This window comes from Streptomyces sp. LMG1-1-1.1 (assembly GCF_040815545.1).
Lineage (GTDB): Bacteria > Actinomycetota > Actinomycetes > Streptomycetales > Streptomycetaceae > Streptomyces.
On the sequence record NZ_JBFPNH010000032.1, the window covers coordinates 150,493 to 171,731 of the forward strand.

Sequence of the window (21,239 nt, forward strand, 5' to 3'; positions counted from 1 at the left end):
ACGGAATGACCACGGTATGGTGATCGGTCGATCCGTATGCCTTCTCACCGACCTCGCGGCCGCCTTAGGATTGCCCTGCGTGCCGGAGGATTCTCGCTGTGTGATGCGGGGTGACACTGCCTGGTCACCGGCTTCGTCATTCGTCATCGGATCCGTGACTCGTGGAATTGGGTGACCCATGCCTCCTCGGCTTGTCGGCCATCAAGGCTCCCTGGCTGGAAAGCAGTTCCCGATCGGCACCACACCGGTAACCCTGGGTCGCAAAGGCGACAACAGCATCGTGATAGTCGGGGAGAACGTCTCACGCTTTCACGCCGAAGTACGCCGTGAAGGCCATGGATTCGTTCTGTACGACAGTGGCAGCAGTAATGGAACGCGGGTCAACGGGACGCGTGTGACGTCGCACGAACTGCAGCCCGGCGACCTCATCGAGATAGGCACCGAGACGTTCCGCTTCGAAGCGGCCGACGCGATGGAGACCATCCTCGACCTCTCCGTACTGCGCCCGCTCGCCCCCTCCGCCCAGGCGACCATGGCGGCGGGGCCGGTCCTGGACGTCACGGTGTCGGGCGGAGGCCCCGTCGGCCTGAGTTTCGCCCTGCTCCTGGAGCACCTCATGGGGCATCGGGTCGCCATCACCGTGTACGACGGGCGCTGGACGCAGGACGGGCCGAAGGTCGTCTGGAAGGACGAAAGCCAGGGCAACGTGCGCCGGCAGCAGGTCGTCACGGTGCAGAGCCGCCAGTACCTGAACCTCCCCGAGGAGGTGCGGGAACGGCTCTTCCGCGGCGACGCGTTCTCCGAGATGTGGCCGGTCGGCCCCGACTCGGTCCGGGGCCACAGCCCGAGGAACCTCCGGATCGCCTACATCGAGGACACGCTCCTCGAACTGGCCAACGAGAAGCCGGACCGCATACGGCTGGTGCCCGCCGCGTTCGATCCGGCCGAACACCAGAAGTCCGGCGCCAAGGATCACGTGCTCGCCGTCTGCGAGGGCGGCCGGTCCCGGACGCGGGAGTACTTCGCCGACAAGTTCGGCAGCGCCGACAAGTCCATCTACTCGCTGCAAGGTCGGCACGTCCAGGACGTCGTCCTGGGCCTGCGCGTCAAGTCGAACCTGACGGACCCGATGACGGTCCTCCTGACCGTGGCCCAGAACCGGTTTCTCCTCAACGCCCTGCGCGGCGAGGGATTCCTCAACATGCGGCTCACCGACGCCGAGGCCGCGGAGGTCGTCGGCATCGATCCGGTCCGGCACGTGTTCGAGGACTGCATCGCCTCCCGCCCGTGCGTCATGGGCCGCGACGAGCACGGCGACTTCCAGTGCTCGACGCACAGCACCCTCTTCCTGCCCGCCATGGTCAGGAGTTCGGCCCTGTGGAAGCGGGTGCTGGAGGGGCTGACGCTGTTCGGCGTGGCCGAGAAGGACCTCAGCGCCGTCACCGCCTTCCGGCTCGACATGGTGCAGCGCCCCAGGTTCACCACCCGTCTGCACTCGGCCACGTCGACGTCACCGGGGACGTACGGATTCCTCCTCGGCGACGCCGCCAACGCCATCCACTTCTGGCCGGGGCGCGGACTCAACAGCGGCCTGGGCTCGGCCATCTCGCTGGCCCGCTCCCTCAACGGCGCCTGGACGGGCAGGCCGTTCCGCGACGCCGACTTCGCGCGCCACGAAGCGGCCATGTCCATGCTCCAGTACCGGCACAAGAGCCGCGCCTGGAACACGATGATCACCACCGACGAGAACGGCGTCAGCCGCCCGATCAAGGACAAGATCGCCCAGAGCATCGAGGAGTCCGAGGGCAAGGACCTCGACAGGAGCGCGGACATCGACGCCCTCGTCGAACGGCTGCGGTCGATCCGCGACCGGCTGGCGTCACGCCTCCCGGGCATGCCCGACGACGCGACGCTCCGGAGCCACCTGGAGTCGCTCGACTCCCCCACCCTGCGCACGCTGTGGGAGAGCGGAGCGTGGGACACCCTGATCGTCGGAGGCGAAGAGGTCGACATCGACATCTTCTACCGGCAGGACTCACCGCCCACGACCGCAGCGGCAAGGACCCCCGCGGCGCCCTGACCACGGAAGGGCGGGGCGCCCCCGTCGGGCCGGTCGAGGGCTCGCCTCCCTCGGCCGGTCAGGCGGCGACGGTGGCGGTCAGGAGCCATCCCGTGCTCAGGAGCCGGACCGCACCGTCGGTCTCGTGAGCACCGAGGCCTTCGGTCAGGCGCCGGCGCGCACGGGCCTGCGCGGCGGGATCGACCGAGCTCAGGAGGTGCCGGCCGGGGCCGGAGTCGAGGAGGAAGTCTGCGGCCTCCTCGGCGGTGCGGCCCCAGGTCCCGTACGCCTGCACGTGTTCGGCGCGCACGCCCTGAAGACCCGCGGTGCGCAGCAGGCCGGTCGCGGTGTCGGGGTCGGCGAGGGAGAACATGCCCGGTCCGCCCGGGGTGCCGAAGCCGCCGATCGGCAGGATGTCCCGAAGCGCGGTGAGCGCGGTGAGCCACTCGTTGCCGTCGGGTTCCGCCGCGGTCAGGAACGCGACGCGGCCACCCGGACGCAGGGCGGTGGCGATGTGGGCGAACGCGGCGGCGGGGTCGGAGAAGAACATGACGCCGAAGCGGCTCATCGCGAGGTCGAAGGCGGCTCGGGGCAGGTCGTGGACCTGGGCATCGCCGTGCGTGAAGGAGATGTTCGCGATCCCCTCCTCGGCGGCGGCGGTCCGGGCCCGCTCGAGCATCGGGCCGGAGAGGTCGAGGCCGGTGGCGTGGCCGTGCCCCGCGGCGCGGGCGGCCAGGCGCGTGGTCGCGCCCGCGCCGCAGCCGATGTCGAGCACGTGCTCCCCGGGGCGAATCGACGCGGCTGCCAGGAGCGGCCCGTCGAAGCCGGCGTTGACGGCGTTCCAGCGGTCGTGGTGGGCGGCCCAGTGCGTGCCTTCGTAGCCGTTCCATGCCCGCGCCTGGGCGGGGTTGGCGGTCTGCTGCATGCGAAATGACCTCCGGTCGAGGAGCGAGAGCCCTAGAATGGGCGCGTGCCCAAACAGTATGGGCAGCTGCCCATACTCGCAATGCCCTTTCTCCAGGAGGAAGTTGATGTCACCGCGCGGAGTAGCCATCGAAGGCCTGCGAGAACGGCTCTTCGACGCGGCGGAGCGCGTCCTCGCCCGCGACGGGGCCGCGGCGCTGACCAGCCGCGCCGTCACCGAAGAGGCCGAATGCGCCAAGGGAGTCCTGCACACCCACTTCACCGGACTGGACGAGTTCGTCGCCGAACTGGTCCTCCACCGGTTCGCCACGGCCGCCGCACGATCGCAGGACCTGCCCTCCCGAGCGGGCACCGGCTCCGTGGACGCCAACCTCGCGGAGGTCTCCGCCGCGGTGCTGTCCCTGGACCCGGGGCTCGTCGGCCTGGCGGTGACCCGTCCGGTGGCGGCCCGGCGCGTCCGGGAGGCCTGGCAGGCCGGCGCCCCCGGCTTCTCCGCCATCCAGGATGCGGTCAGCGGCTACCTCCACGCGGAGCAGGAGCTCGGAAGGGTCGCCGCGCCTCTGGACACGGAGTCGGTGGCGCTCGCACTCGTCGGAACGCTGCACCACCTCCTGATGACCGGCTCGGCCGAGGCGACGCCGGGCTCCCAGGCGCGGATCGAGCGACTCATCCACGCGCTGGTCCGCACGTCATGACGTCCGTCGGGCCGCGTACGTTCGGCGGATGACCAGGACGACCCGGACGACACCGACCCGACCGACCCGGGACACCCGCCACGGTGGGCGTTCTCCCGAGGCGATTCGGGCGTGAGGGCAGCGGACATCGGCCGCTCCTCGACAGCGGGAGGCGCGCGGCCACGGGCGGTGTCGGTCGAGGGGCGGACGGCCGTCGCCGATGACAGCCTGGGGCCGTACGGGATCTGCGAAAGGGAACACCCATGATCACCACCGACTTCGTCCCGGGCTCCCCCTGCTGGCTGGACCTCGGCGCCCCCGACGTCCCCGATGCCGCGGCCTTCTACGGCGCCGTCCTCGACTGGACCTACGAACCCATGACCGGCGGCGGCGACGACATGGAAGGCGGTATGTTCCGCAAGGACGGCAAGATCGTCGCCGGCCTGGGCAAGCTCACCGAACCCGGCGCCCGCTCCGCCTGGATGATCTACTACAGCGTCACCGACGCGGACGCCACGACCGAGGCCGTGGAACGCGGCGGCGGCACTGTCCGCGTCCCGCCCACCGACCTCGACGAATGGGGCCGGATGGCCCAGTACAGCGACCCCCTCGGCGGCCAGTTCGCCGTCTGGCAACCCGGCACGAACAAGGGCGTCGACCTCGTCGACGCGCCGGGCGCCCTCTCCTGGACCGAGCTCTACACGACCGACGCCGCGGCCGCCCGCGACTTCTACGGCAGCGTCTTCGGCTGGCAGTACTCCGACATGGCAATGCCGGGCGGTGACGGCACGTACACCCTCATCACCCCCGCCGGACTGCCCCCGGAGCGCATGCAGGGCGGCCTTATGCAACTGCCCCGCGAACACCTCTCCCTCACCGGCGGCCGCCCCTACTGGCACCCCGTCTTCGACGTCCTCGACTGCGACGCCACCATCGCCAAGGTCAACGACCACGGCGGCAGCGTCCAGATGGGTCCCGACGACGCCGAGGACGTCGGCCGCCTCGCCGTCTGCCTCGACCCCTCCTTCGCCGACTTCGTCGTCCTGACCCCGACGCCGAAGTAGCAGCGCGCACGCCGAGGACCGCCTCGCGCGGAGACGGAGGCGCCGAGCGTGGGACCACCTTCCCGGTGAGCGGGAACCGTGACCTGCGTCCGGCGCCTTCGGGCTGTCAGGCTCCGGGTGCCGTGGTTTGGCCGGGCGTCCCGGTGGGGGGCGTTGTCCCGATGAGGGGCGGCATCCCGTGAGGGGCGGCGTCCCGGTGAGGGGCGGCGTCCCGGGTGAGGGTGGGAGGGGGCCCTGGGGGGCGCGTTGACGTGTGGGCCCACGCACCCCGCGCCTGCCCACCTCCGTGTGGGCAATCGTCCCGCTGGGGCGGGACGGGGGGCACACGGGACGGCGCCCTTGGCGGCGCCTCCGCCCCTTGTACCTGCCCGCACCTTTACTTGGGCGCGCAACCGGTGCGGGTTAAGGCACGGAAGCCTAAAGCGTGTTGCAGAAGGCTCTGATTCGGGCATTTCCCCTGTATGCGTGGGGTGTTGAGGGCTGAGCCGTTGTGGGTGGAGACGTTCACGGGTCTGCGGATGCGGCAGTTCGAGCGGCTGCTGAAGGTCGTGCGGGAACGGGGCGGGAACGGGCCCGGTGGCGGCCGTCCGTGGTGCCTGCCACTGGCGGACCGGGTGCTGCTGGTCGCCGTGTACTACCGGACGAACCTCACCATGCGGCAGCTCGCCCCGCTGTTCGGCTGCTCACCTGCGACCGTCTGCCGGGTGATTAAGCGGCTGCGGCCGCTGCTCGCGATCGAGCCGGCCGCACGCCCGGCCGACGCGGTGGAGCGGTTGTGGATCGTGGACGGCACCCTCATCCCGGTCCGCGACCGCAAGACCGGCGCGTCCTCACGCAACTACCGGTTCTCGGCGAACGTGCAGGTCATCATCGACGCCGACACGAAACTCGTGGTCGCGGCGGCCCGGCCGGTGCCCGGCAACACCGCGGACTCGAAAGCGTGGCGGGACTCCGGCCTGGCCACCGTCTGCGAGGGCGTGACGGTGCTGGCCGACGGCGCCTACATCAAACACCGGGCTCGTCGTCCCGCACCGCAAACGCCCCGGACGGGCCCTGCTGCCCGGCGAGGAGGAGGACAACGCCGAGCACCGCAAGGTCCGGGCCCGTGTCGAGCACGCCTTCGCCCGCATGAAGCACTACAAGATCCTCCGCGACTGCCGACAGCGCGGCAACGGCCTCCACCACGCGGTCCAGGCCGTCGCCCACATGCACAACCTCGCCATGACAGCGTGACCCGGCCAGCCTGAAACCGGCTCTGACCTGCCCAGACACGACCTTTTGCAACACGCTTTAGGCCCGGCAGGGGGCGCCGTTCCGTTGTGCCCACCCGTTCCGCCCCAGCGGAACGATTGCCCACAACGCGGGTGACGGGTGGGTGCCGTCCGTTGCGCCCGCAACGAGGGGGTCGGGGCGGGCGTCGTCCGTCGTGCCGACAACGGGGGGCGGCCGGGGCGGGCGCCCCCCGTCGCGCCCACAACGAGGGGGGCCGGGGCGCCGTCCGTCGCGCCCACAACGGGGGGCGGCCGGGGCGGGCGCCGTCCGTCGCGCCCACAACGAGGGGGCGGCCGGGCGGGCGCCGTCCGTCGTGCCCGCGACGGGGGGCGGGCGGGCAGACCCAGCGGGGCGGGGGGAGCCGCTCTGCCGGGCGCAGGGCGTCTGCCCCATGACAACCGGAGCGGAGAGGGGGGGTCAGTGGGCGCCGTAGGCGGGGTGGGGGGGTTCGGAGGTGGCGAGGAGGGTGAGGGTGGCTGCGCCGGCTTCGGTGGGGGTCCAGCGGGCGCCCTTGTCGACGGTGGGGCCGGGGCGCCAGCCGTGCATGACGGTGATGCGGCCGGCTTCGGTCTCGAAGACGCGGCCGGTGACGCCGGCGGAGGCGGTGGAGCCGAGCCAGACGACGAGGGGGGAGACGTTCTCGGGGGCCATGGCGTCGAAGGCGGCGCCGGTGGGGGCGGCCATGGTGTCGGCGAAGGTGTGTTCGGTCATGCGGGTGCGGGCGGCGGGGGCGATGGCGTTGATCTGGACGCCGTAGCGGGCGGTTTCGGCGGCGGCGACGAGGGTGAGGCCGATGATGCCGGCTTTGGCGGCGGAGTAGTTGCCTTGGCCGACGCTGCCGAGGAGGCCGGCGCCGGAGCTGGTGTTGATCACGCGGGCCTCGGGGGTGCGTCCCGCTTTGGTTTCCGCGCGCCAGTGGGCGGTGGCGTGCTTGAGGGGGAGGAAGTGGCCTTTGAGGTGGACGCGCATGACGGCGTCCCAGTCGTCCTCGTCGAGGTTGACGAGCATGCGGTCGCGGAGGAAGCCGGCGTTGTTGACGAGGGTGTCGAGGCGGCCGTAGGTGTCGAGGGCCGTGGCGATGAGGGAGGCGGCTCCGTCGGTGGTGGCGATGTCGGCGGCGTGGGCGACCGCTTCTCCGCCGGAGGCGGTGATCTCGTCGACGACCTGCTGGGCGGGCCCGGTGCCGCTTCCGGTGCCGTCGAGGCCGACGCCGAGGTCGTTGACGACGACCTTGGCGCCCTCGGCGGCGAAGGCGAGGGCGTGGGCGCGGCCGAGTCCGCGGCCGGCTCCGGTGACGATGACGACGCGTCCGCTGCACAGTCCTGTCATGGGGGTGCCTTTCGGTGAGGGGGCGGGTGGGTGCGCGTGGGTTCAGTGGTTGACCGTTGCGGCGTCCAGGAAGGCCGGGCGTTCCCCGCCTCCGTGTACGAGCAGGCTGGCGCCGGTGATGTAGGCGGCGTGGTCGGAGGCGAGGAAGACGCAGGCGTCGCCGATGTCGGAGGGTTCGGCGAGCCGGTCGAGCGGCACGGTGCGTGCGACGGCGGCGAGGCCGTCTTCGTCGCCGTAGTGCAGGTGGGACAGTTCGGTGCGCACCATGCCGAGGACGAGTGTGTTGACGCGTACGCGCGGCGCCCATTCCACCGCCATGGTGCGGGCGAGGTTGTCGAGGCCCGCTTTGGCTGCTCCGTAGGCGGCGCTTCCCGGTGAGGGGCGGGTGCCGCTGACGCTGCCGATCATGATGACGGCCCCTCCCCCGGGTTGATGCCGCATCACCTCGTACGCGGCGAGGGAGGCGGTCAGGGGGGCGACGAGGTTGAGTTCGACGACCCTGGCCTGCTGTGCGGCTCCTCCTTCGGCGAGCATGCGGAAGGGTGTTCCTCCGGCGTTGTTGACGAGGAGGTCCAGCCTGCCGTGGTCGTCGCGGACGCGGTCGAAGAAGTCGGCGACGGCGGCGGGGTCGCGGAGGTCGAGGGGGAGGAAGCGGGCGGTGCGACCGGCCGCCTCGACGGGTTCGTCGGGGGCTCTTCGGGCGCAGGTGACGACTTCCGCCCCGGCTGCGAGCAGGGCTCTGGCGATCCCGGCGCCGACGCCCCGCGTGCCGCCGGTGACGACGGCGACGGATCCCGACAGATCGATGGTGACTGCCAATGGACACCTCCCGCAGCGCGCGAACCGCTGCTATCTTCCACCTAACAAACGTTTGGTGGAAAGGTAGCTGATCTGCTCATGGGTGTCTCCACCTCCGCCCCGGACAAGGGCATCGCCGTCGTCACCGTCGACTTCCCACCGGTCAACGCCCTCCCCGTACAGGGCTGGTACGACCTCGCCGCCGCGGTGCGCGCCGCGGGAGCCGATCCCGAGGTGCGCTGCGTCGTGCTCACCGCGGAGGGCCGCGGCTTCAACGCCGGCGTCGACATCAAGGAGATCCAGCGCACCGCCGGACACGACGCCCTCCTGGGCGCCAACCGCGGCTGCTACGAGGCCTTCGCCGCCGTCTACGACTGCGAGGTGCCGGTGGTCGCCGCCGTGCACGGCTTCTGCCTCGGCGGCGGCATCGGCCTGGTCGGCAACGCGGACGTGATCGTCGCCTCCGACGACGCGACCTTCGGCCTGCCCGAGCTGGACCGCGGCGCGCTCGGCGCGGCCACCCACCTGGCCCGGCTGGTCCCCCAGCACCTCATGCGGGCCCTGTACTACACCTCGCGCACGGCCACCGCCGAGGAGCTGCACCGGCACGGCTCGGTCTGGCGGGTCGTCCCGCGCGAACGGCTGCTCGACGCGGCGCTGGAGCTGGCCCGGGAGATCGCCGCCAAGGACGGACAGCTGATCCGGCTCGCCAAGGCGGCGATCAACGGCATCGATCCGGTGGACGTCCGCCGCAGCTACCGCTTCGAGCAGGGGTTCACCTTCGAGGCCAACCTCAGCGGCGTCGCCGACCGCGTACGCGACGCGTTCGGCACGGACAGCGCGGTCGCCCAGGGCGTCACCTCCGACACGGACAAGGAGCAGCAGTCGTGAGCAGGGACAAGACGATGACCGCCGAGGAGGTCGTGGGTCGGCTTCGGAGCGGGATGACGATCGGCATCGGCGGCTGGGGATCCCGGCGCAAGCCGATGGCACTGGTACGGGCGCTGCTGCGGTCGGACGTCACCGATCTGACCGTGGTCTCGTACGGGGGCCCGGACGTGGGGCTCCTGGCCGCGGCCGGGAGGATCCGCAAGCTGGTCGCGGCGTTCGCCACGCTCGACACCGTCCCCCTGGAGCCGCACTTCTGCGCGGCCCGGCAGCGCGGCGACTTCGAACTGATGGAGCTGGACGAGGCCATGGTGATGTGGGGGCTCACCGCCGCCGTGCACCGGCTGCCCTTCATGCCCATCCGGGCCGGGATCGCCTCGGACGTGATGCGCGTCAACCCTTCACTGCGGACGGTCACGTCTCCCTACGGGGACCGCGAGGAGCTCGTCGCCGTGCCCGCGCTGCGCCTGGACGCCGCGCTGGTCCACCTCAACCGTGCCGACGCGCTCGGCAACGGCCAGTACCTGGGCCCCGACCCGTACTTCGACGACCTGTTCTGCGAGGCCGCCGACACCGCGTACGTCTCCTGCGAGCGGATCGTGGAGACCTCCGAACTGCTCAAGGACGCGGGACCGCAGTCGCTGCTGCTCAAGAGGGCGTTCGTCGACGGGGTCGTCGAGACCCCGAACGGCGCGCATTTCACCTCCTGCGCCCCGGACTACGACCGCGACGAGGCCTTCCAGCGGGCCTACGCGAAGGCGGCCCGGGACCCGGAGGAGTGGCGGGCCTTCAGCGCCAGGTTCCTGTCCGGCGACGAGGACGCCTACCAGGCCGCGGTAGCGGCGTTCCACGAGGAGGAAGCATGAGCGGCACCGGCACCCCCACCCCCGGCACCGGCACCGGCACCGGCACCGGCACGACGGCGACGCGGGCCGAGTACTGCGTCATCGCCTGCGCCGAGGCGTGGCGCGGCGCGGGCGAGGTCCTGGCCAGCCCGATGGGCACCGTCCCGATGATCGGCGCCCGCCTCGCGAGGCTCACCTTCTCCCCCGACCTGCTGCTGACCGACGGCGAGGCGCTGCTCGTCGGCGACGTGCCCGCCGTCGGCGCCGCGCCCCGGGTCGTGGAGGGCTGGCTGCCGTACCGCCAGCACCTGGCCCTGGTCACCACCGGGCGCCGGCACGTGATGATGGGCGCGAGCCAGATCGACCGGTACGGCAACCAGAACATCAGCTGCGTCGGCGACTGGGCGCGGCCGACGCGACAGCTCCTCGGCGTGCGTGGGGCGCCGGTCAACACCCTGAACAACCCGACGAGTTACTGGGTTCCCAGGCACTCGGCGCGTGTCTTCGTCGAGCGGGTCGACATGGTCTCCGGCGTCGGTTACGACCGGGCCGCCGCGGCCGACCCGGCCTCGACCCGCTACCACCGCGTCCCGGACGTCATCAGCGACCTGGGCGTCTTCGACTTCGAGACCCCGGACCGCACCATGCGGCTGCGTTCGCTGCACCCCGGCGTCACCGTCGAGCAGGTCACGGAGGCGACGGGTTTCGCGCTGGCCGTCCCCGACGAGGTGCCGTACACCCGTGAGCCGACCGTCGAGGAACTGCGCCTGATCCGCGAGGAGATCGACCCGAAGGGGCTGCGCGACCGGGAGGTCCGCGCATGAGCGACGTCACGATCGCCACCCGCCTCACCGAACTCGTCGGGGTGCGGCACCCCGTCGTCCAGACCGGCATGGGGTGGGTGGCGGGCCCCCGCCTGGTCTCGGCGACCGCCGACGCGGGCGCACTCGGCATCCTGGCGTCGGCGACCATGACCGTCGAACAGCTCCGCTCCGCAGTACGCGAGGTCAAGTCCCGTACGGACGCGCCGTTCGGCGTGAACCTGCGGGCGGACGCCGGGGACGCGGCCGAGCGCGTCGGCCTCATCGTCGACGAGGGCGTGCGGGTCGCCTCCTTCGCGCTCGCGCCGTCCCGCGAGCTGATCGCGCGGCTCAAGGACGCGGGCGTGGTCGTCATCCCCTCGGTCGGCGCCCGACGGCACGCAGAGAAGGTCGCGTCGTGGGGCGCCGACGCGGTCATCGTGCAGGGCGGAGAGGGCGGCGGCCACACCGGCAGCGTCGCCACCACCGTGCTGCTCCCGCAGGTCGTGGACGCGGTGGACATCCCGGTCGTCGCGGCCGGCGGCTTCCACGACGGGCGCGGCCTGGTCGCGGCACTGGCCTACGGCGCGGCCGGGATCGGCATGGGGACGCGCTTCCTGCTCACGTCCGACAGCACCGTCCCCGACGCGGTGAAGGCCCGCTATCTCGCGGCGACGGTCAAGGACGTCACCGTCACCACGAAGGTGGACGGACTGCCGCACCGGATGCTGCGCACGGAGCTGGTGGACGCCCTGGAGCGCTCGGGCCGGGCCTCCGCGCTGCTCCGGGCAGTCCGGCACGCGTCGGCGTTCCGGCGCGACTCCGGCATGACCTGGGCGGCGATGATCCGTGACGGGCTGGCGATGAAGCACGGCAAGGACCTGACGTGGAGCCAGGTCCTGCTGGCCGCCAACACTCCCATGCTGCTCAAGGCGTCCATGGTGGACGGCCGGACGGACCTCGGCGTGATGGCCTCCGGGCAGGTCGCGGGAGTGATCGAGGACCTGCCGTCGTGCGCCGAACTCGTCGACCGCGTCATGGCCGAGGCACGGGCGACGATCGACGCCCTGTCCACGACCGGCTGAGCCCGCCCCCTCCACCCTGCCGCCGCACAGGGAGGCGGCGATCGAGCGGTACGGTGCGGATACCCCGGGCGGCCCCCGCACCGATCACGCGGTCCGGCAGCGGCTCTTCGGCGCCGGGGACGCGGACGGCGTCACAGGCGCTCGATGATCGTCACGTTCGCCTGGCCGCCGCCCTCGCACATGGTCTGGAGGCCGTAGCGGCCGCCGGTGCGCTCCAGTTCGTGCAGCAGGGTGGTCATGAGCTTGGTGCCGGTCGCGCCGAGCGGATGGCCGAGGGCGATGGCGCCGCCGTTGACGTTGACCTTCTCGGGGTCGGCGCCCGTCTCCTTCAGCCAGGCCAGGACGACCGAGGCGAAGGCCTCGTTGATCTCCACGAGGTCGATCTCGTCGAGTGTCATCCCCGCCTTCTTCAGCGCGTACGCCGTCGCCGGGATCGGCGCCGACAGCATGCGGATCGGGTCCTCGCCCCGCACCGAGAGGTGGTGGACCCTGGCCCGCGGCGTCAGTCCGTGCTCCCGGACGGCGCGCTCCGAGGCGATCAGCATCGCCGAGGCCCCGTCGGAGACCTGCGAGGAGACCGCGGCGGTCAGTCGGCCGCCCTCGACGAGCGGCTTCAGGCCGGCCATCTTCTCCAGGGTGGTGTCGCGGCGCGGGCCCTCGTCGACGGCGACGTCCCCGTACGGAACGATCTCCCGGTCGAATCGGCCCTCGTCGATGGCGCGGGCGGCACGCCGGTGCGAGCGCAGGGCGAACTCCTCCATGTCGCCGCGGGAGACGCCCCACTTGGCGGCGATGAGTTCGGCGCCGTGGAACTGGTTGACCGGCTGGTCGCCGTAGCGGGCGCGCCAGCCCGCGGAGCCTGCGTACGGGCCCTCCGTCAGTCCGAGCGGGTCGGCGGCCTGACGGCTGGCGAAGGCGATGGGGATCATCGACATGTTCTGCACGCCGCCCGCCACCACGAGGTCCTGGGTGCCGGAGAGGACGCCCTGTGCGGCGAAGTGCAGGGCCTGCTGGGAGGAGCCGCACTGCCGGTCCACGGTCGTGCCGGGCACCTCCTCGGGCAGTCCGGCGGCCAGCCAGGCGGTGCGGGCTATGTCGCCGGCCTGCGGGCCGACGGTGTCCAGGCAGCCGAAGACGACGTCCTCGACGGCGGCCGGGTCGGCGCCCGAGCGTTCCATCAGCGCCTTCAGGACGTGGGCGCCGAGGTCGGCCGGGTGGACGGCGGCCAGCCCGCCGTTCCGCCTGCCGACCGGGGTGCGTACCGCTTCGACGATGTAGGCCTCGGCCATGGTCACTCCTTCTTCGTACGGCGTGCGTACGTCCGATGTCCGTCACGGAGGGCGACGCCCTCCAGTACCATCGACAGGTACTGGCGGGCGATCTCCTCCGGGCTGTGCCGTCCGCCCGGCCGGTACCAGGACGCGGCGACCCAGACGGTGTCGCGCACGAAGCGGTACGTGAGCCGGACGTCGAGGTCGGTGCGGAAGACTCCGGCGGCCGCGCCGCGTTCCAGGGTCCTGAGCCAGGCTTCCTCGAACCGCCGCTGCGAGCCCGCGAGATAGCCGAAGCGCGGCTGCTCGCGCAGGTGCCGGGACTCCTTCTGGTAGATGGCGACGGCGGCGCGGTGCCGGTCGATCTCCCGGAACGATTCGGTGACGAGGGCTTCCAGGGTCTCGCGGGGGCCGAGGGCCGCGGCGAGCACGGCGTCGTACCGGGCCCACAGCTCGTCCAGGAAGGCGCGGAGGATCTCGTCGAGCATCGACTCCTTGGAGTCGAAGTGGTAGTAGAGGCTGCCCGCGAGCAGGCCGGCCGCGTCGGCGATGCGGCGGACGGTGGTGGCGTCGTACCCCTGGGCGGCGAAGACCTCGGCCGCCGTGTCCAGGATCTCGCGGCGCCGTTCCGGCGCCGGTCTCACGGGTGCTGGCTGCTGACGGAGAGGACCTCCCCCGTGAGGTACGAGGAGTACCCGCTGGCCAGGAAGACGATCACGTTGGCCACCTCCCACGGCTCCGCATGACGTCCGAAGGCCTCGCGGGCGGTCAGTTCCTCCAGGAGTTCCGGGGTGGTGACCTTGACCAGGTGCGGGTGCATGGCGAGGCTCGGCGAGACGGCGTTGACCCGTACGCCGTAGTCGGCGGCCTCGAGGGCGGCGCAGCGGGTGAGTGCCATGACGCCGGCCTTGGCGGCGGCGTAGTGGGCCTGGCCCTTCTGGGCGCGCCAGCCGACCACCGAGGCGTTGTTGACGACGACGCCGCCGGCGCCCGCGGCCTTCATGCGGCGCAGTGCGGCGCGGGTGCAGCGGAAGGTGCCGTTCAGGGTGACGTCGAGGACCTTGTCCCACTGCTCGTCGGCCATGTCGACCAGGTCGGCCGTGCCGCCGAGGCCGGCGTTGTTGACGACGATGTCGAGCCGTCCGTGGCGCTCCGCGGCGAGGTCGAACAGCGCGCCGACCTGGGTCTCGTCGGTGACGTCGCAGGGCAGGGCGGCGACCCGGTCGGCGCCGAACTCCCGGGCCAGCTCGGCCTCGGACTCCTTGAGGCGGCGGGCGTGGGCGTCGGAGAGGACGACCCGGGCGCCTTCCTCAAGGAGCCGCCTCGCGGTCGCGCCGCCGATGCCGGCACCGGCCGCGGCGGTGACGACGGCGGTGCGGCCGGCCAGCAGGCCGTGGCCCGGTACGTAGGGCGGAGGTGTGTGCGGGGTGGTCACGGGCGGACCTCCTTGGGCAGGCCGAGGACGCGCTCGGCGATGATGTTCCGCTGGATCTCGTTGGAGCCGGCGTAGAGGGTGTCGGAGCGGGAGAAGAGGTACAGCCGCTGCCAGTCGGTGAGGTCGTAGGGTTCGCCGGCGGCGAGCATGCCGTCGGCACCGCAGACGTCCATGGCGAGTTCGCCCAGTTCGCGGTGCCAGGTGGCCCAGAAGATCTTCCCGATGGACGCCTCGGGCCCCGGTGCCCCGGCCGCGGCTCCGTCGAGCATGCGGAGGGCGTTGAACCGTATGGTCTCCAGGCCGATCCAGGCGCGGGCGACGCGGTCGCGGATGAGCGGGTCGGCGGCCGCTCCGTTGCGCTTGGCGAGCTCGATGACGGCCTCCAGCTCGCGGCGGAAGCCGACCTGCTGGCCGAGGGTGGAGACGCCCCTCTCGAAGCCGAGGGTGGCCATGGCGACCCGCCAGCCGTCGCCGGGGGCGCCCACGATGTGGGAGGCGTGGGTGCGGGCTCCGTCGAAGAACACCTCGTTGAACTCCGAGGTCCCGGTCAGCTGGACGATCGGCCTGATCTCCACACCGGGCTGGTCCAGGGGGACGAGGAGGTAGGACAGGCCCCGGTGGCGGGTCGATCCGGGTTCGGTGCGGGCGACGACGAAGCACCAGTCGGCTTCGTGCGCGAGCGAGGTCCACACCTTCTGTCCGGTGACCGCCCACTCCGTGCCGTCGCGCTCGGCGCGGGTCCTGACGTTGGCCAGGTCCGAGCCGGCGTCCGGCTCCGAGTAGCCCTGGCACCACAGTTCGTCGACGGCGACGATCGGCGGGAGGAACCGCTCGCGCTGTGCGGGGGTGCCGAAGGCGATGAGGGTGGGGCCGAGGAGCTGCTCGCCGATGTGGCCGACCCGGGCGGGGGCGTCGGCGAGGGCGTACTCCTCGTGGAAGGCGACCTGTTGTTCGAGGGTCGCGCCGCGTCCGCCGTACTCCTTGGGCCATCCGACGCAGGTCCATCCCTCGGCGGCCATGTGCCGCTCCCAGGCGAGGCGTTCGGCGTGTGCCTCGTGCTCGCGTCCGGGGCCGCCGCGGCCGCGCAGGGCGGCGAACTCGCCGGTGAGGTGGGACCGCAGCCAGCCGCGGACCTCTCTGCGGAACTCCTCGACGTCGCTCATGGCCGTACGTTAACCTACCAAACACTTGTTAGGGAAGGAGGGCGGATGTCCGCTGCCCGCACCGCGTTCAAGGGGCCAGTCCGCTACGCACGCCGAGGCCCGGTGGCCGTGGAGGTCGGCATGGTCGACCGGGTCGGGGACCTCGGGGACCACCCCCGCCCCCGGGAGGCGGGAGCCTGATGGACCTCGACTTCTCCGCGGCGGACGACGCCTTCCGGGCCGAGGCCCGCGCCTGGCTCACCGCCCACGTGCCCCGCGTTCCCCTGCCGTCCCTGGAGACGCGGGAGGGATTCGCCGCCCACCGCGCGTGGGAGCGGAAACTGTCCGCGGAACGCTGGTCGGCGGTCTCCTGGCCCGAGGAGTACGGCGGCCGGGGCGCCTCCATCGTCCAGTGGCTGGTCTTCGAGGAGGAGTACTACGCGGCCGGCGCACCCGGCCGGGTCGGCCAGAACGGCATCAACCTCCTGGCCCCCACCCTCTTCGAGCACGGCACCGACGAACAGCGCGCCCGCGTCCTCCCGTCCATGGCGAGCGGCGAGGTCATCTGGGCCCAGGCCTGGTCCGAGCCCGAGTCCGGCTCCGACCTCGCCTCGCTGCGCTCCACCGCCGAACGGACCGACGGCGGCTGGCTCCTGAACGGCCAGAAGACCTGGTCGTCCCGAGCCGCCTTCGCCGACCGCGCCTTCGGCCTGTTCCGCAGCGACCCCGACGCCGGAAGGCCGCACCAGGGCCTGACGTACCTGATGTTCCCGCTGGACGCCGCCGGGGTCACCGTGCGCCCCATCGGACGTCTCGACGGCAAGCCCGCGTTCGCCGAGCTCTTCCTCGACGACGTCTTCGTGCCCGACGAGGACGTGATCGGCGCGCCGGGGCAGGGCTGGCGGGTCGCGATGAGCACCGCGGGCAACGAGCGGGGACTGACCCTGCGCAGCCCCGGCCGGTTCACGGCCGCCGCCGAACGGCTGACCGCGTTGTGGCGGCAGAACGCCGACCCCGGCGACACCGCCGTGCGCGACCGGGTCGCCGACGCCGTCATCGGCGCCCGCGCCTACCGCCTGTTCACCTACGCCAACGCCTCGCGGATCGCCGCCGGAGGGACCATCGGCGCCGAGTCCAGCCTCAACAAGGTCTTCTGGTCCGAGCTCGACATCGCACTCCACGAGACCGCCCTCGACCTCCTCGGACCGTACGGCGAACTCTCCGACGAGGCCCCCGACGCGCCCGCGCACGGCGGCTGGGCCGAAGGCCACACCTTCTCCCTCGCCGGACCCGTCTACGCCGGCACCAACGAGATCCAGCGCGACATCATCGCCGAGCGGCTGCTCGGCCTCCCGAAGGGACGCCGGTGATGCGGTTCCTCCTCGACGACGAGCAGCGGGAGTTCGCCCGCTCCCTCGACGCCCAGCTCACGGCCGCCGACACCCCCGGTGCCGTACGGGCCTGGGCGGCCGGGGACACCGTGCCCGGCCGCGCGCTCTGGACGCGGCTCGCGGACGCGGGCGTCTTCGCCCTCGCCGTACCGGAACGGCACGACGGCCTCGGCCCCCTGCCGGTCGAGCTGACCGTCGCCTTCACCGAACTGGGCCGGCACGCCGTGCCGGGACCGCTGGTGGAGACGGTCGCCGCGGCGGCGCTCCTCGACCGGCTCGGAGACACCGGGGCCGCCACCCTGCTGCCGCAGATCGCCGGCGGCAAGGCGGTCGTCTCGCTGTGCGTGCCCGCCCTCGGCGGGCCCTACGCCCTGGACCCGGACGCCGCCGACGCGGTACTCGTCGTCGAGGGCGACACCGTACGCCTGGCGGAGACCGCCGGCCCCGTCCAGCGTTCGGCCGACCCCGCGCGCCGGCTGGCCCGCCCGCTCGGCGGGACCGTCCTCGCGCGGGGCCCGGCGGTGACGGCCGCGACCTCGCACGCGGCGGACGTCGCCGCCCTGGCCACCGCCGCCCAGTGCCTCGGCCTCGGCCGCGCCCTCCTCGACCGGACCGTCGCGTACGTGCGGCAGCGCACTCAGTTCGGGGTCGCCATCGGCTCCTTCCAGGCCGTGAAGCACCGCCTCGCCGACACGCTCATCGCCCTGGAGTTCGCCCAGCCCCTGCTCCACTCCGCCGCCGTGGCCCTGGCGCGCGGAGCGGACCACGGCTCCGCCGAGGTCGCCGCGGCGAAGGTCACGGCGGGCGAGGCCGCGTACGCCGCCGCCCGCACCGCCCTCCAGCTCCACGGCGCCGTCGGCTACACCGAGGAGCTTGACCTCGCCCTGTGGATCCGCAAGGCCCGACCCCTCCGCGACGCCTGGGGCACCCCCGCGGCCTGCCGTGCCCGCGTCATCGAGGCCTGTGACCGGCCCGGCGTCGCGCCGACGGCGACAGGGGCGGAAGCGTGAGACCGACGGAGGAACAGGAGGAACTGCGGTCCGCCGTGCGGGCCGTGCTCCACCGCCACGCGGGGGAGGCGGCCTGGCGGCCGTTGACCCGGCAGATCGGCGTCGCGGGGCTCGCCGTCCCCGAGGAGTACGGCGGCGCCGGATGCGGGGCGCGGGAGGTCGGCGTCGTCATGGAGGAACTGGGACGCGAGCTGAGCCCCGTACCGTACCTCGGCTCCGCGGTGCTCGCGGTGCAGGCGCTGCTCGCCTCCGGCGACGACGCGGCCTGCGCGCGGCTCCTGCCGCCCCTGGCCTCGGGCGCCGTGGTGGGAGCCGTGGCGTGGGCCGAGCGCGGCTCGTGGGACCCGTCAGCCCCACGGGCCGAGGCCACCCCGGGGCCCGGGGGGACGTGGCGGATCACCGGGACCAAGGAGCACGTGCTGGACGGCGCGGCGGCCGGGGTGCTGCTCGTGGCGGCCCGTTCCGATGCGGGCGTCTCGCTCTTCGAGGTGCCCGGCGACGGCGCGGGCGTGCACCGCGAGCCGACCGTGACGATGGACTCCACGCGGGCCCTGGCGCGCGTCGTCCTCACCTCGGCGGAGGGCCGGCTCGTCGGAGGCGAGGGCGACGGCGCCCGCGTGCTCGCGCACGTACTCGACCTGGCCTGCACGGCGCTCGCCGCCGAGCAGGTCGGCGCCGCCTCGCGCTGCCTGGAGCTCACCCTCGCGTACGCCGGCGAGCGGATCCAGTTCGGGCGCCCCATCGGCTCGTTCCAGGCGGTCAAGCACCGCCTCGCGGACGCGTACGTCCAGGTGGAGTCGGCGCGGTCGGCGGCACTCGGCGCGGCCTTCGCGGCCGCCTCGGGCGCCCGCGAGCTGCCCCGACTGGCGGCCGCGGCCAAGTCGGCCTGCTCGGAGGCGTTCTCGGCGGTGGCCGCCGAGACGATCCAGCTGCACGGCGGCATCGGCATCACCTGGGAGCACGACGCCCACCGCTACTTCAAGCGCGCGCACGGCTCGGCCCACCTGTTCGGTCCGCCGGCCTGGCACCGCGCCCGCTTGGCGGCCTGCCTGGGCCTTCCCGCGACGTGACGTGCGGCGCGGGAGTCAGGGCCGTCCGCCGGCGCCTGGGGCACGGGCCGTGACGAGTCCGGTCTCGTACGCCGTCACCACGGCCTGGACACGGTCGCGGAGGCCCAGTTTGGCGAGGATGCGGCCGACGTGGGTCTTCACCGTCGTATCGGACAGGTACAGGCGCTCCGCGAGTTCGGCGTTGCTCAGGCCTTGCGCCAGCAGCCTCAGGACCTCCAGTTCACGCGGGGTCAGCACCGCCAGGTCGCGGTGCAGGTCGGCCGCCTCGCCGACCGGTACCGCGCGCGCGTGGCGCTCGACGAGGCGGCGGGTGATCGTGGGTGCGAGGAGCGCGTCGCCGGTGCGGACGAGGTGGACCGCGGCCACGAGGTGTTCGGGGGTGACGTCCTTCAGGAGGAAGCCGCTCGCCCCCGCGGACAGGGCCTCGTAGACGAGTTCGTCGAGGTCGAACGTGGTCAGGATGATCACGCGCGGCTGGTCGGCGGCGCCCGTGAGGATGCGCCGGGTGGCTTCGAGGCCGTCCGTCCCCGGCATGCGGATGTCCATCAGGACCACGTCGGGCCGGGTGCGGCGGACGGCGTCGACGGCCTCGGCGCCGTCGGGCGCCTCCGCGACCACGTCCACGCCGTGGGCCGCGAGGATCATCCGGAAGCCGGCGCGGACGAGCGCCTGGTCGTCCGCGATCACCACGCGCAGGGGGTCGTTCACCTTGTCTCCCTCACGCCGTCTCCAGGGGTACGCGTGCGGTGACACGGTAGCCGCCGGTGAGGCGGCGCCCGGTCTGCAGGGTGCCGCCGTAGACCGCGAGCCGCTCGCGCAGCCCGATCAGACCGCGCCCGTTTCCCGTGGCGGCGGCGGCGCGTGGGCTGCCTCCGGTGTCGGTGACCTCCACGCACAGGCGGTCGGCGCCGTAGTCCAGGGTCACGGCCGCGCTCGCGCCGCCCGCGTGTTTCACGGTGTTCGTCAGCGCCTCCTGCACGACCCGGTAGAGGGCGAGGCTGATGCCGGAGGGCACGTCACGGGGGGTGCCGGTCGCGTGGAGGGTGACGGGGGTACCGGCGTGCCGCACCCGGGCGACGAGCGATTCCAGCTGGTCGAGGCCGGGTTGCGGGTCGAGGTTCGCGGTGGCCGTGGCCGCGCCGTCCTCGGCGTCCATGGTGAGCAGGCCCATCGTGTGCCGCAGCTCGGACAGCGCCGTCCGGCCGCTCGCCTCGATGGCGAGGAGTGCTTCGCGGGTCCGGTCGGGGGCGGTGTCCAGGACCGTGCGAGCGGCGCCGGCCTGGATCACCATCATGCTGACGTTGTGGGTCACCACGTCGTGCAGCTCACGGGCGATGCGTGCCCGCTCCCGCTCGGCCGCGCGGCGGAGTTCCTCGGCCTGTTCGCGTTCGAGTGCGGCCGCCTGCGCCTGGCTCTCGGCGGTGCGCACCTTCCAGGTGCGCATCCCGTTCGCCGCCAGGACGAGCGGGACGAGGACCATGAGCGGAACGTATTTGCTGGGGACCGAGGACGAGACCGTCAGCAGTTCCAGGTGCGTGATCGACCCGTTCGCGAGGAGCAGCGCCGGGAGGCTCGCCAGCGTGGCCACCCGGTAGGGGCTGTAGACGGCCGCCGTGTAGGCCGCGACGACACCGGCGTAGAAGGTGATCCGCTGCGCGTCGTACGGCGTCAGCGCGGTCGCCACCGTCACGGTCCACAGCACGGCCAACGGGTATCTGCGGCGCAGGACCAGGGGCGCCGAGGCGAGGACCGTGAGGGCGATCACGGCGGTCGTGGTCGCCGTCTCCGAACCGAGCACGAGCGGGGCGATGCCGTCCCGGGCGCCCCGCATCCGTTCCGGCGCCTGGTCCACGGCGTACGTGAGCAGCACGGCGGACAGGACCAGCGCCAGGACCGCGTCGAACGCCAAGCCCGGCCGGGTCGGCCGGGGCAGCGGGCCGGTCGGACGTTTCAGCAGCCGGAGCCCGTCGCGCAGCCCGGCCGCCAGTGACGTGCTGTTCATCGCGCCATTGTCACCGACCCCCGTACCCGGGCACACCCTCCTCGGGGTGCATCGGGCGTACGCCTCTCGTCTACGCCTCAGGGAGGACGCGGCGCGCTCTCGTCGCCGCGGCGGACGCGAAAGGGCCCGGCGTGACGACGCGCACGGACCGTGCTCGCGCCTAGCGTCCGACGAGCCGGA

Annotated in this window: 20 protein-coding genes and 1 pseudogene; 12 read left to right on the top strand and 9 right to left on the bottom strand. The window is 72.9% G+C overall.

Going from position 1 to position 21,239, the window contains the following annotated elements; all coding sequences use genetic code 11:
- The first annotated feature begins 178 nt into the window (after window positions 1-178).
- On the top strand, window positions 179-2,080 hold the full coding sequence (locus MRBLMG1_RS18915) for an FHA domain-containing protein (RefSeq protein ID WP_367825235.1): 1,902 nt from the start codon (window positions 179-181) through the stop codon (window positions 2,078-2,080).
- 58 nt (window positions 2,081-2,138) lie between these two features.
- On the opposite strand, the gene MRBLMG1_RS18920 is transcribed toward MRBLMG1_RS18915, so the two are convergent.
- Entirely contained in the window at window positions 2,139-2,984 is an 846-nt protein-coding gene (locus MRBLMG1_RS18920) for a class I SAM-dependent methyltransferase (RefSeq protein WP_367825236.1), read from the bottom strand.
- A 106-nt stretch (window positions 2,985-3,090) separates the two neighbouring features.
- Between MRBLMG1_RS18920 and MRBLMG1_RS18925 the strand changes: the two genes are divergently transcribed.
- The 3 genes and pseudogenes from MRBLMG1_RS18925 to MRBLMG1_RS18935 all read left to right on the top strand — a co-directional run bounded on the left by MRBLMG1_RS18925 (window position 3,091) and on the right by MRBLMG1_RS18935 (window position 5,954).
- On the top strand, window positions 3,091-3,678 hold the full coding sequence (locus tag MRBLMG1_RS18925; RefSeq protein ID WP_367825237.1) for a TetR family transcriptional regulator: 588 nt from the start codon (window positions 3,091-3,093) through the stop codon (window positions 3,676-3,678).
- A gap of 242 nt (window positions 3,679-3,920) precedes the next feature.
- On the top strand, window positions 3,921-4,721 hold the full coding sequence (locus MRBLMG1_RS18930; RefSeq protein ID WP_367825238.1) for a VOC family protein: 801 nt from the start codon (window positions 3,921-3,923) through the stop codon (window positions 4,719-4,721).
- Between the two features lie 461 nt (window positions 4,722-5,182).
- A pseudogene (locus tag MRBLMG1_RS18935) lies at window positions 5,183-5,954 on the top strand (transposase family protein).
- A gap of 456 nt (window positions 5,955-6,410) precedes the next feature.
- On the opposite strand, the gene MRBLMG1_RS18940 reads toward MRBLMG1_RS18935, so the two are convergent.
- Both MRBLMG1_RS18940 and MRBLMG1_RS18945 read right to left on the bottom strand, forming a co-directional pair.
- Complete coding sequence (locus MRBLMG1_RS18940) at window positions 6,411-7,322, bottom strand: SDR family oxidoreductase (RefSeq protein ID WP_367825239.1); 912 nt, start codon at window positions 7,320-7,322, stop codon at window positions 6,411-6,413.
- Window positions 7,323-7,364: 42 nt separating this feature from the next.
- On the bottom strand, window positions 7,365-8,141 hold the full coding sequence (locus MRBLMG1_RS18945) for an SDR family oxidoreductase (RefSeq protein ID WP_367825240.1): 777 nt from the start codon (window positions 8,139-8,141) through the stop codon (window positions 7,365-7,367).
- Between the two features lie 78 nt (window positions 8,142-8,219).
- Between MRBLMG1_RS18945 and MRBLMG1_RS18950 the strand changes: the two genes are divergently transcribed.
- The 4 genes from MRBLMG1_RS18950 to MRBLMG1_RS18965 are packed head-to-tail and all read left to right on the top strand — an operon-like array spanning window position 8,220 to window position 11,738.
- The gene (locus tag MRBLMG1_RS18950) at window positions 8,220-9,011 is read left to right on the top strand and encodes an enoyl-CoA hydratase family protein (RefSeq protein WP_367825241.1); all 792 of its coding nucleotides are present in this window, start codon (window positions 8,220-8,222) and stop codon (window positions 9,009-9,011) included.
- A gap of 14 nt (window positions 9,012-9,025) precedes the next feature.
- Entirely contained in the window at window positions 9,026-9,874 is an 849-nt protein-coding gene (locus MRBLMG1_RS18955; RefSeq protein ID WP_367825412.1) for a CoA transferase subunit A, read from the top strand.
- Window positions 9,871-10,677, top strand: coding sequence for a CoA-transferase subunit beta (locus MRBLMG1_RS18960; RefSeq protein ID WP_367825242.1), 807 nt, complete (start codon window positions 9,871-9,873; stop codon window positions 10,675-10,677). Before MRBLMG1_RS18955 ends, MRBLMG1_RS18960 begins: the two co-directional genes overlap by 4 nt.
- A complete protein-coding gene (locus MRBLMG1_RS18965; protein ID WP_367825243.1) occupies window positions 10,674-11,738 on the top strand; it encodes an NAD(P)H-dependent flavin oxidoreductase in 1,065 nt (354 codons plus the stop codon). The genes MRBLMG1_RS18960 and MRBLMG1_RS18965 overlap by 4 nt, the downstream gene beginning before the upstream one ends.
- A 131-nt stretch (window positions 11,739-11,869) precedes the next feature.
- Here MRBLMG1_RS18965 and MRBLMG1_RS18970 read toward each other — a convergent pair whose 3' ends face one another.
- Genes MRBLMG1_RS18970 through MRBLMG1_RS18985 form a run of 4 tightly spaced genes read right to left on the bottom strand, consistent with a single transcriptional unit; the run spans window position 11,870 to window position 15,607 of the window.
- On the bottom strand, window positions 11,870-13,027 hold the full coding sequence (locus MRBLMG1_RS18970) for an acetyl-CoA C-acetyltransferase (protein ID WP_367825244.1): 1,158 nt from the start codon (window positions 13,025-13,027) through the stop codon (window positions 11,870-11,872).
- A gap of 2 nt (window positions 13,028-13,029) precedes the next feature.
- Window positions 13,030-13,653 carry a TetR/AcrR family transcriptional regulator gene (locus MRBLMG1_RS18975; protein WP_367825245.1) on the bottom strand — a complete coding sequence of 208 codons (624 nt, stop codon included), beginning with the start codon at window positions 13,651-13,653 and terminating at the stop codon, window positions 13,030-13,032.
- Window positions 13,650-14,444 (bottom strand): SDR family oxidoreductase, encoded by a 795-nt coding sequence (locus MRBLMG1_RS18980; protein ID WP_367825246.1) that lies wholly within the window; start codon window positions 14,442-14,444, stop codon window positions 13,650-13,652. The genes MRBLMG1_RS18975 and MRBLMG1_RS18980 overlap by 4 nt, the downstream gene beginning before the upstream one ends.
- Window positions 14,441-15,607: an acyl-CoA dehydrogenase family protein gene (locus tag MRBLMG1_RS18985; RefSeq protein ID WP_367825247.1), complete on the bottom strand. Its 1,167-nt coding sequence runs from the start codon at window positions 15,605-15,607 to the stop codon at window positions 14,441-14,443. Before MRBLMG1_RS18985 ends, MRBLMG1_RS18980 begins: the two co-directional genes overlap by 4 nt.
- A 45-nt stretch (window positions 15,608-15,652) precedes the next feature.
- On the opposite strand from MRBLMG1_RS18985, the gene MRBLMG1_RS18990 reads away from it, so the two are divergent.
- Genes MRBLMG1_RS18990 through MRBLMG1_RS19005 form a run of 4 tightly spaced genes read left to right on the top strand, consistent with a single transcriptional unit; the run spans window position 15,653 to window position 19,057 of the window.
- Window positions 15,653-15,787, top strand: a complete 135-nt coding sequence (locus MRBLMG1_RS18990) for a hypothetical protein (RefSeq protein WP_367825248.1) — start codon at window positions 15,653-15,655, stop codon at window positions 15,785-15,787.
- Window positions 15,787-16,956, top strand: a complete 1,170-nt coding sequence (locus MRBLMG1_RS18995; protein WP_367825249.1) for an acyl-CoA dehydrogenase family protein — start codon at window positions 15,787-15,789, stop codon at window positions 16,954-16,956. The genes MRBLMG1_RS18990 and MRBLMG1_RS18995 overlap by 1 nt, the downstream gene beginning before the upstream one ends.
- Window positions 16,956-17,987, top strand: coding sequence for an acyl-CoA dehydrogenase family protein (locus MRBLMG1_RS19000; RefSeq protein ID WP_367825413.1), 1,032 nt, complete (start codon window positions 16,956-16,958; stop codon window positions 17,985-17,987). Before MRBLMG1_RS18995 ends, MRBLMG1_RS19000 begins: the two co-directional genes overlap by 1 nt.
- Window positions 17,984-19,057 carry an acyl-CoA dehydrogenase family protein gene (locus MRBLMG1_RS19005; RefSeq protein WP_367825250.1) on the top strand — a complete coding sequence of 358 codons (1,074 nt, stop codon included), beginning with the start codon at window positions 17,984-17,986 and terminating at the stop codon, window positions 19,055-19,057. Before MRBLMG1_RS19000 ends, MRBLMG1_RS19005 begins: the two co-directional genes overlap by 4 nt.
- A 15-nt stretch (window positions 19,058-19,072) precedes the next feature.
- On the opposite strand, the gene MRBLMG1_RS19010 is transcribed toward MRBLMG1_RS19005, so the two are convergent.
- Together MRBLMG1_RS19010 and MRBLMG1_RS19015 are read right to left on the bottom strand one after the other, a co-directional pair.
- Window positions 19,073-19,765 carry a response regulator gene (locus MRBLMG1_RS19010; RefSeq protein WP_367825251.1) on the bottom strand — a complete coding sequence of 231 codons (693 nt, stop codon included), beginning with the start codon at window positions 19,763-19,765 and terminating at the stop codon, window positions 19,073-19,075.
- 10 nt (window positions 19,766-19,775) lie between these two features.
- The gene (locus tag MRBLMG1_RS19015) at window positions 19,776-21,059 is read right to left on the bottom strand and encodes a sensor histidine kinase (protein ID WP_367825252.1); all 1,284 of its coding nucleotides are present in this window, start codon (window positions 21,057-21,059) and stop codon (window positions 19,776-19,778) included.
- Between the last annotated feature and the right edge of the window lie 180 nt (window positions 21,060-21,239).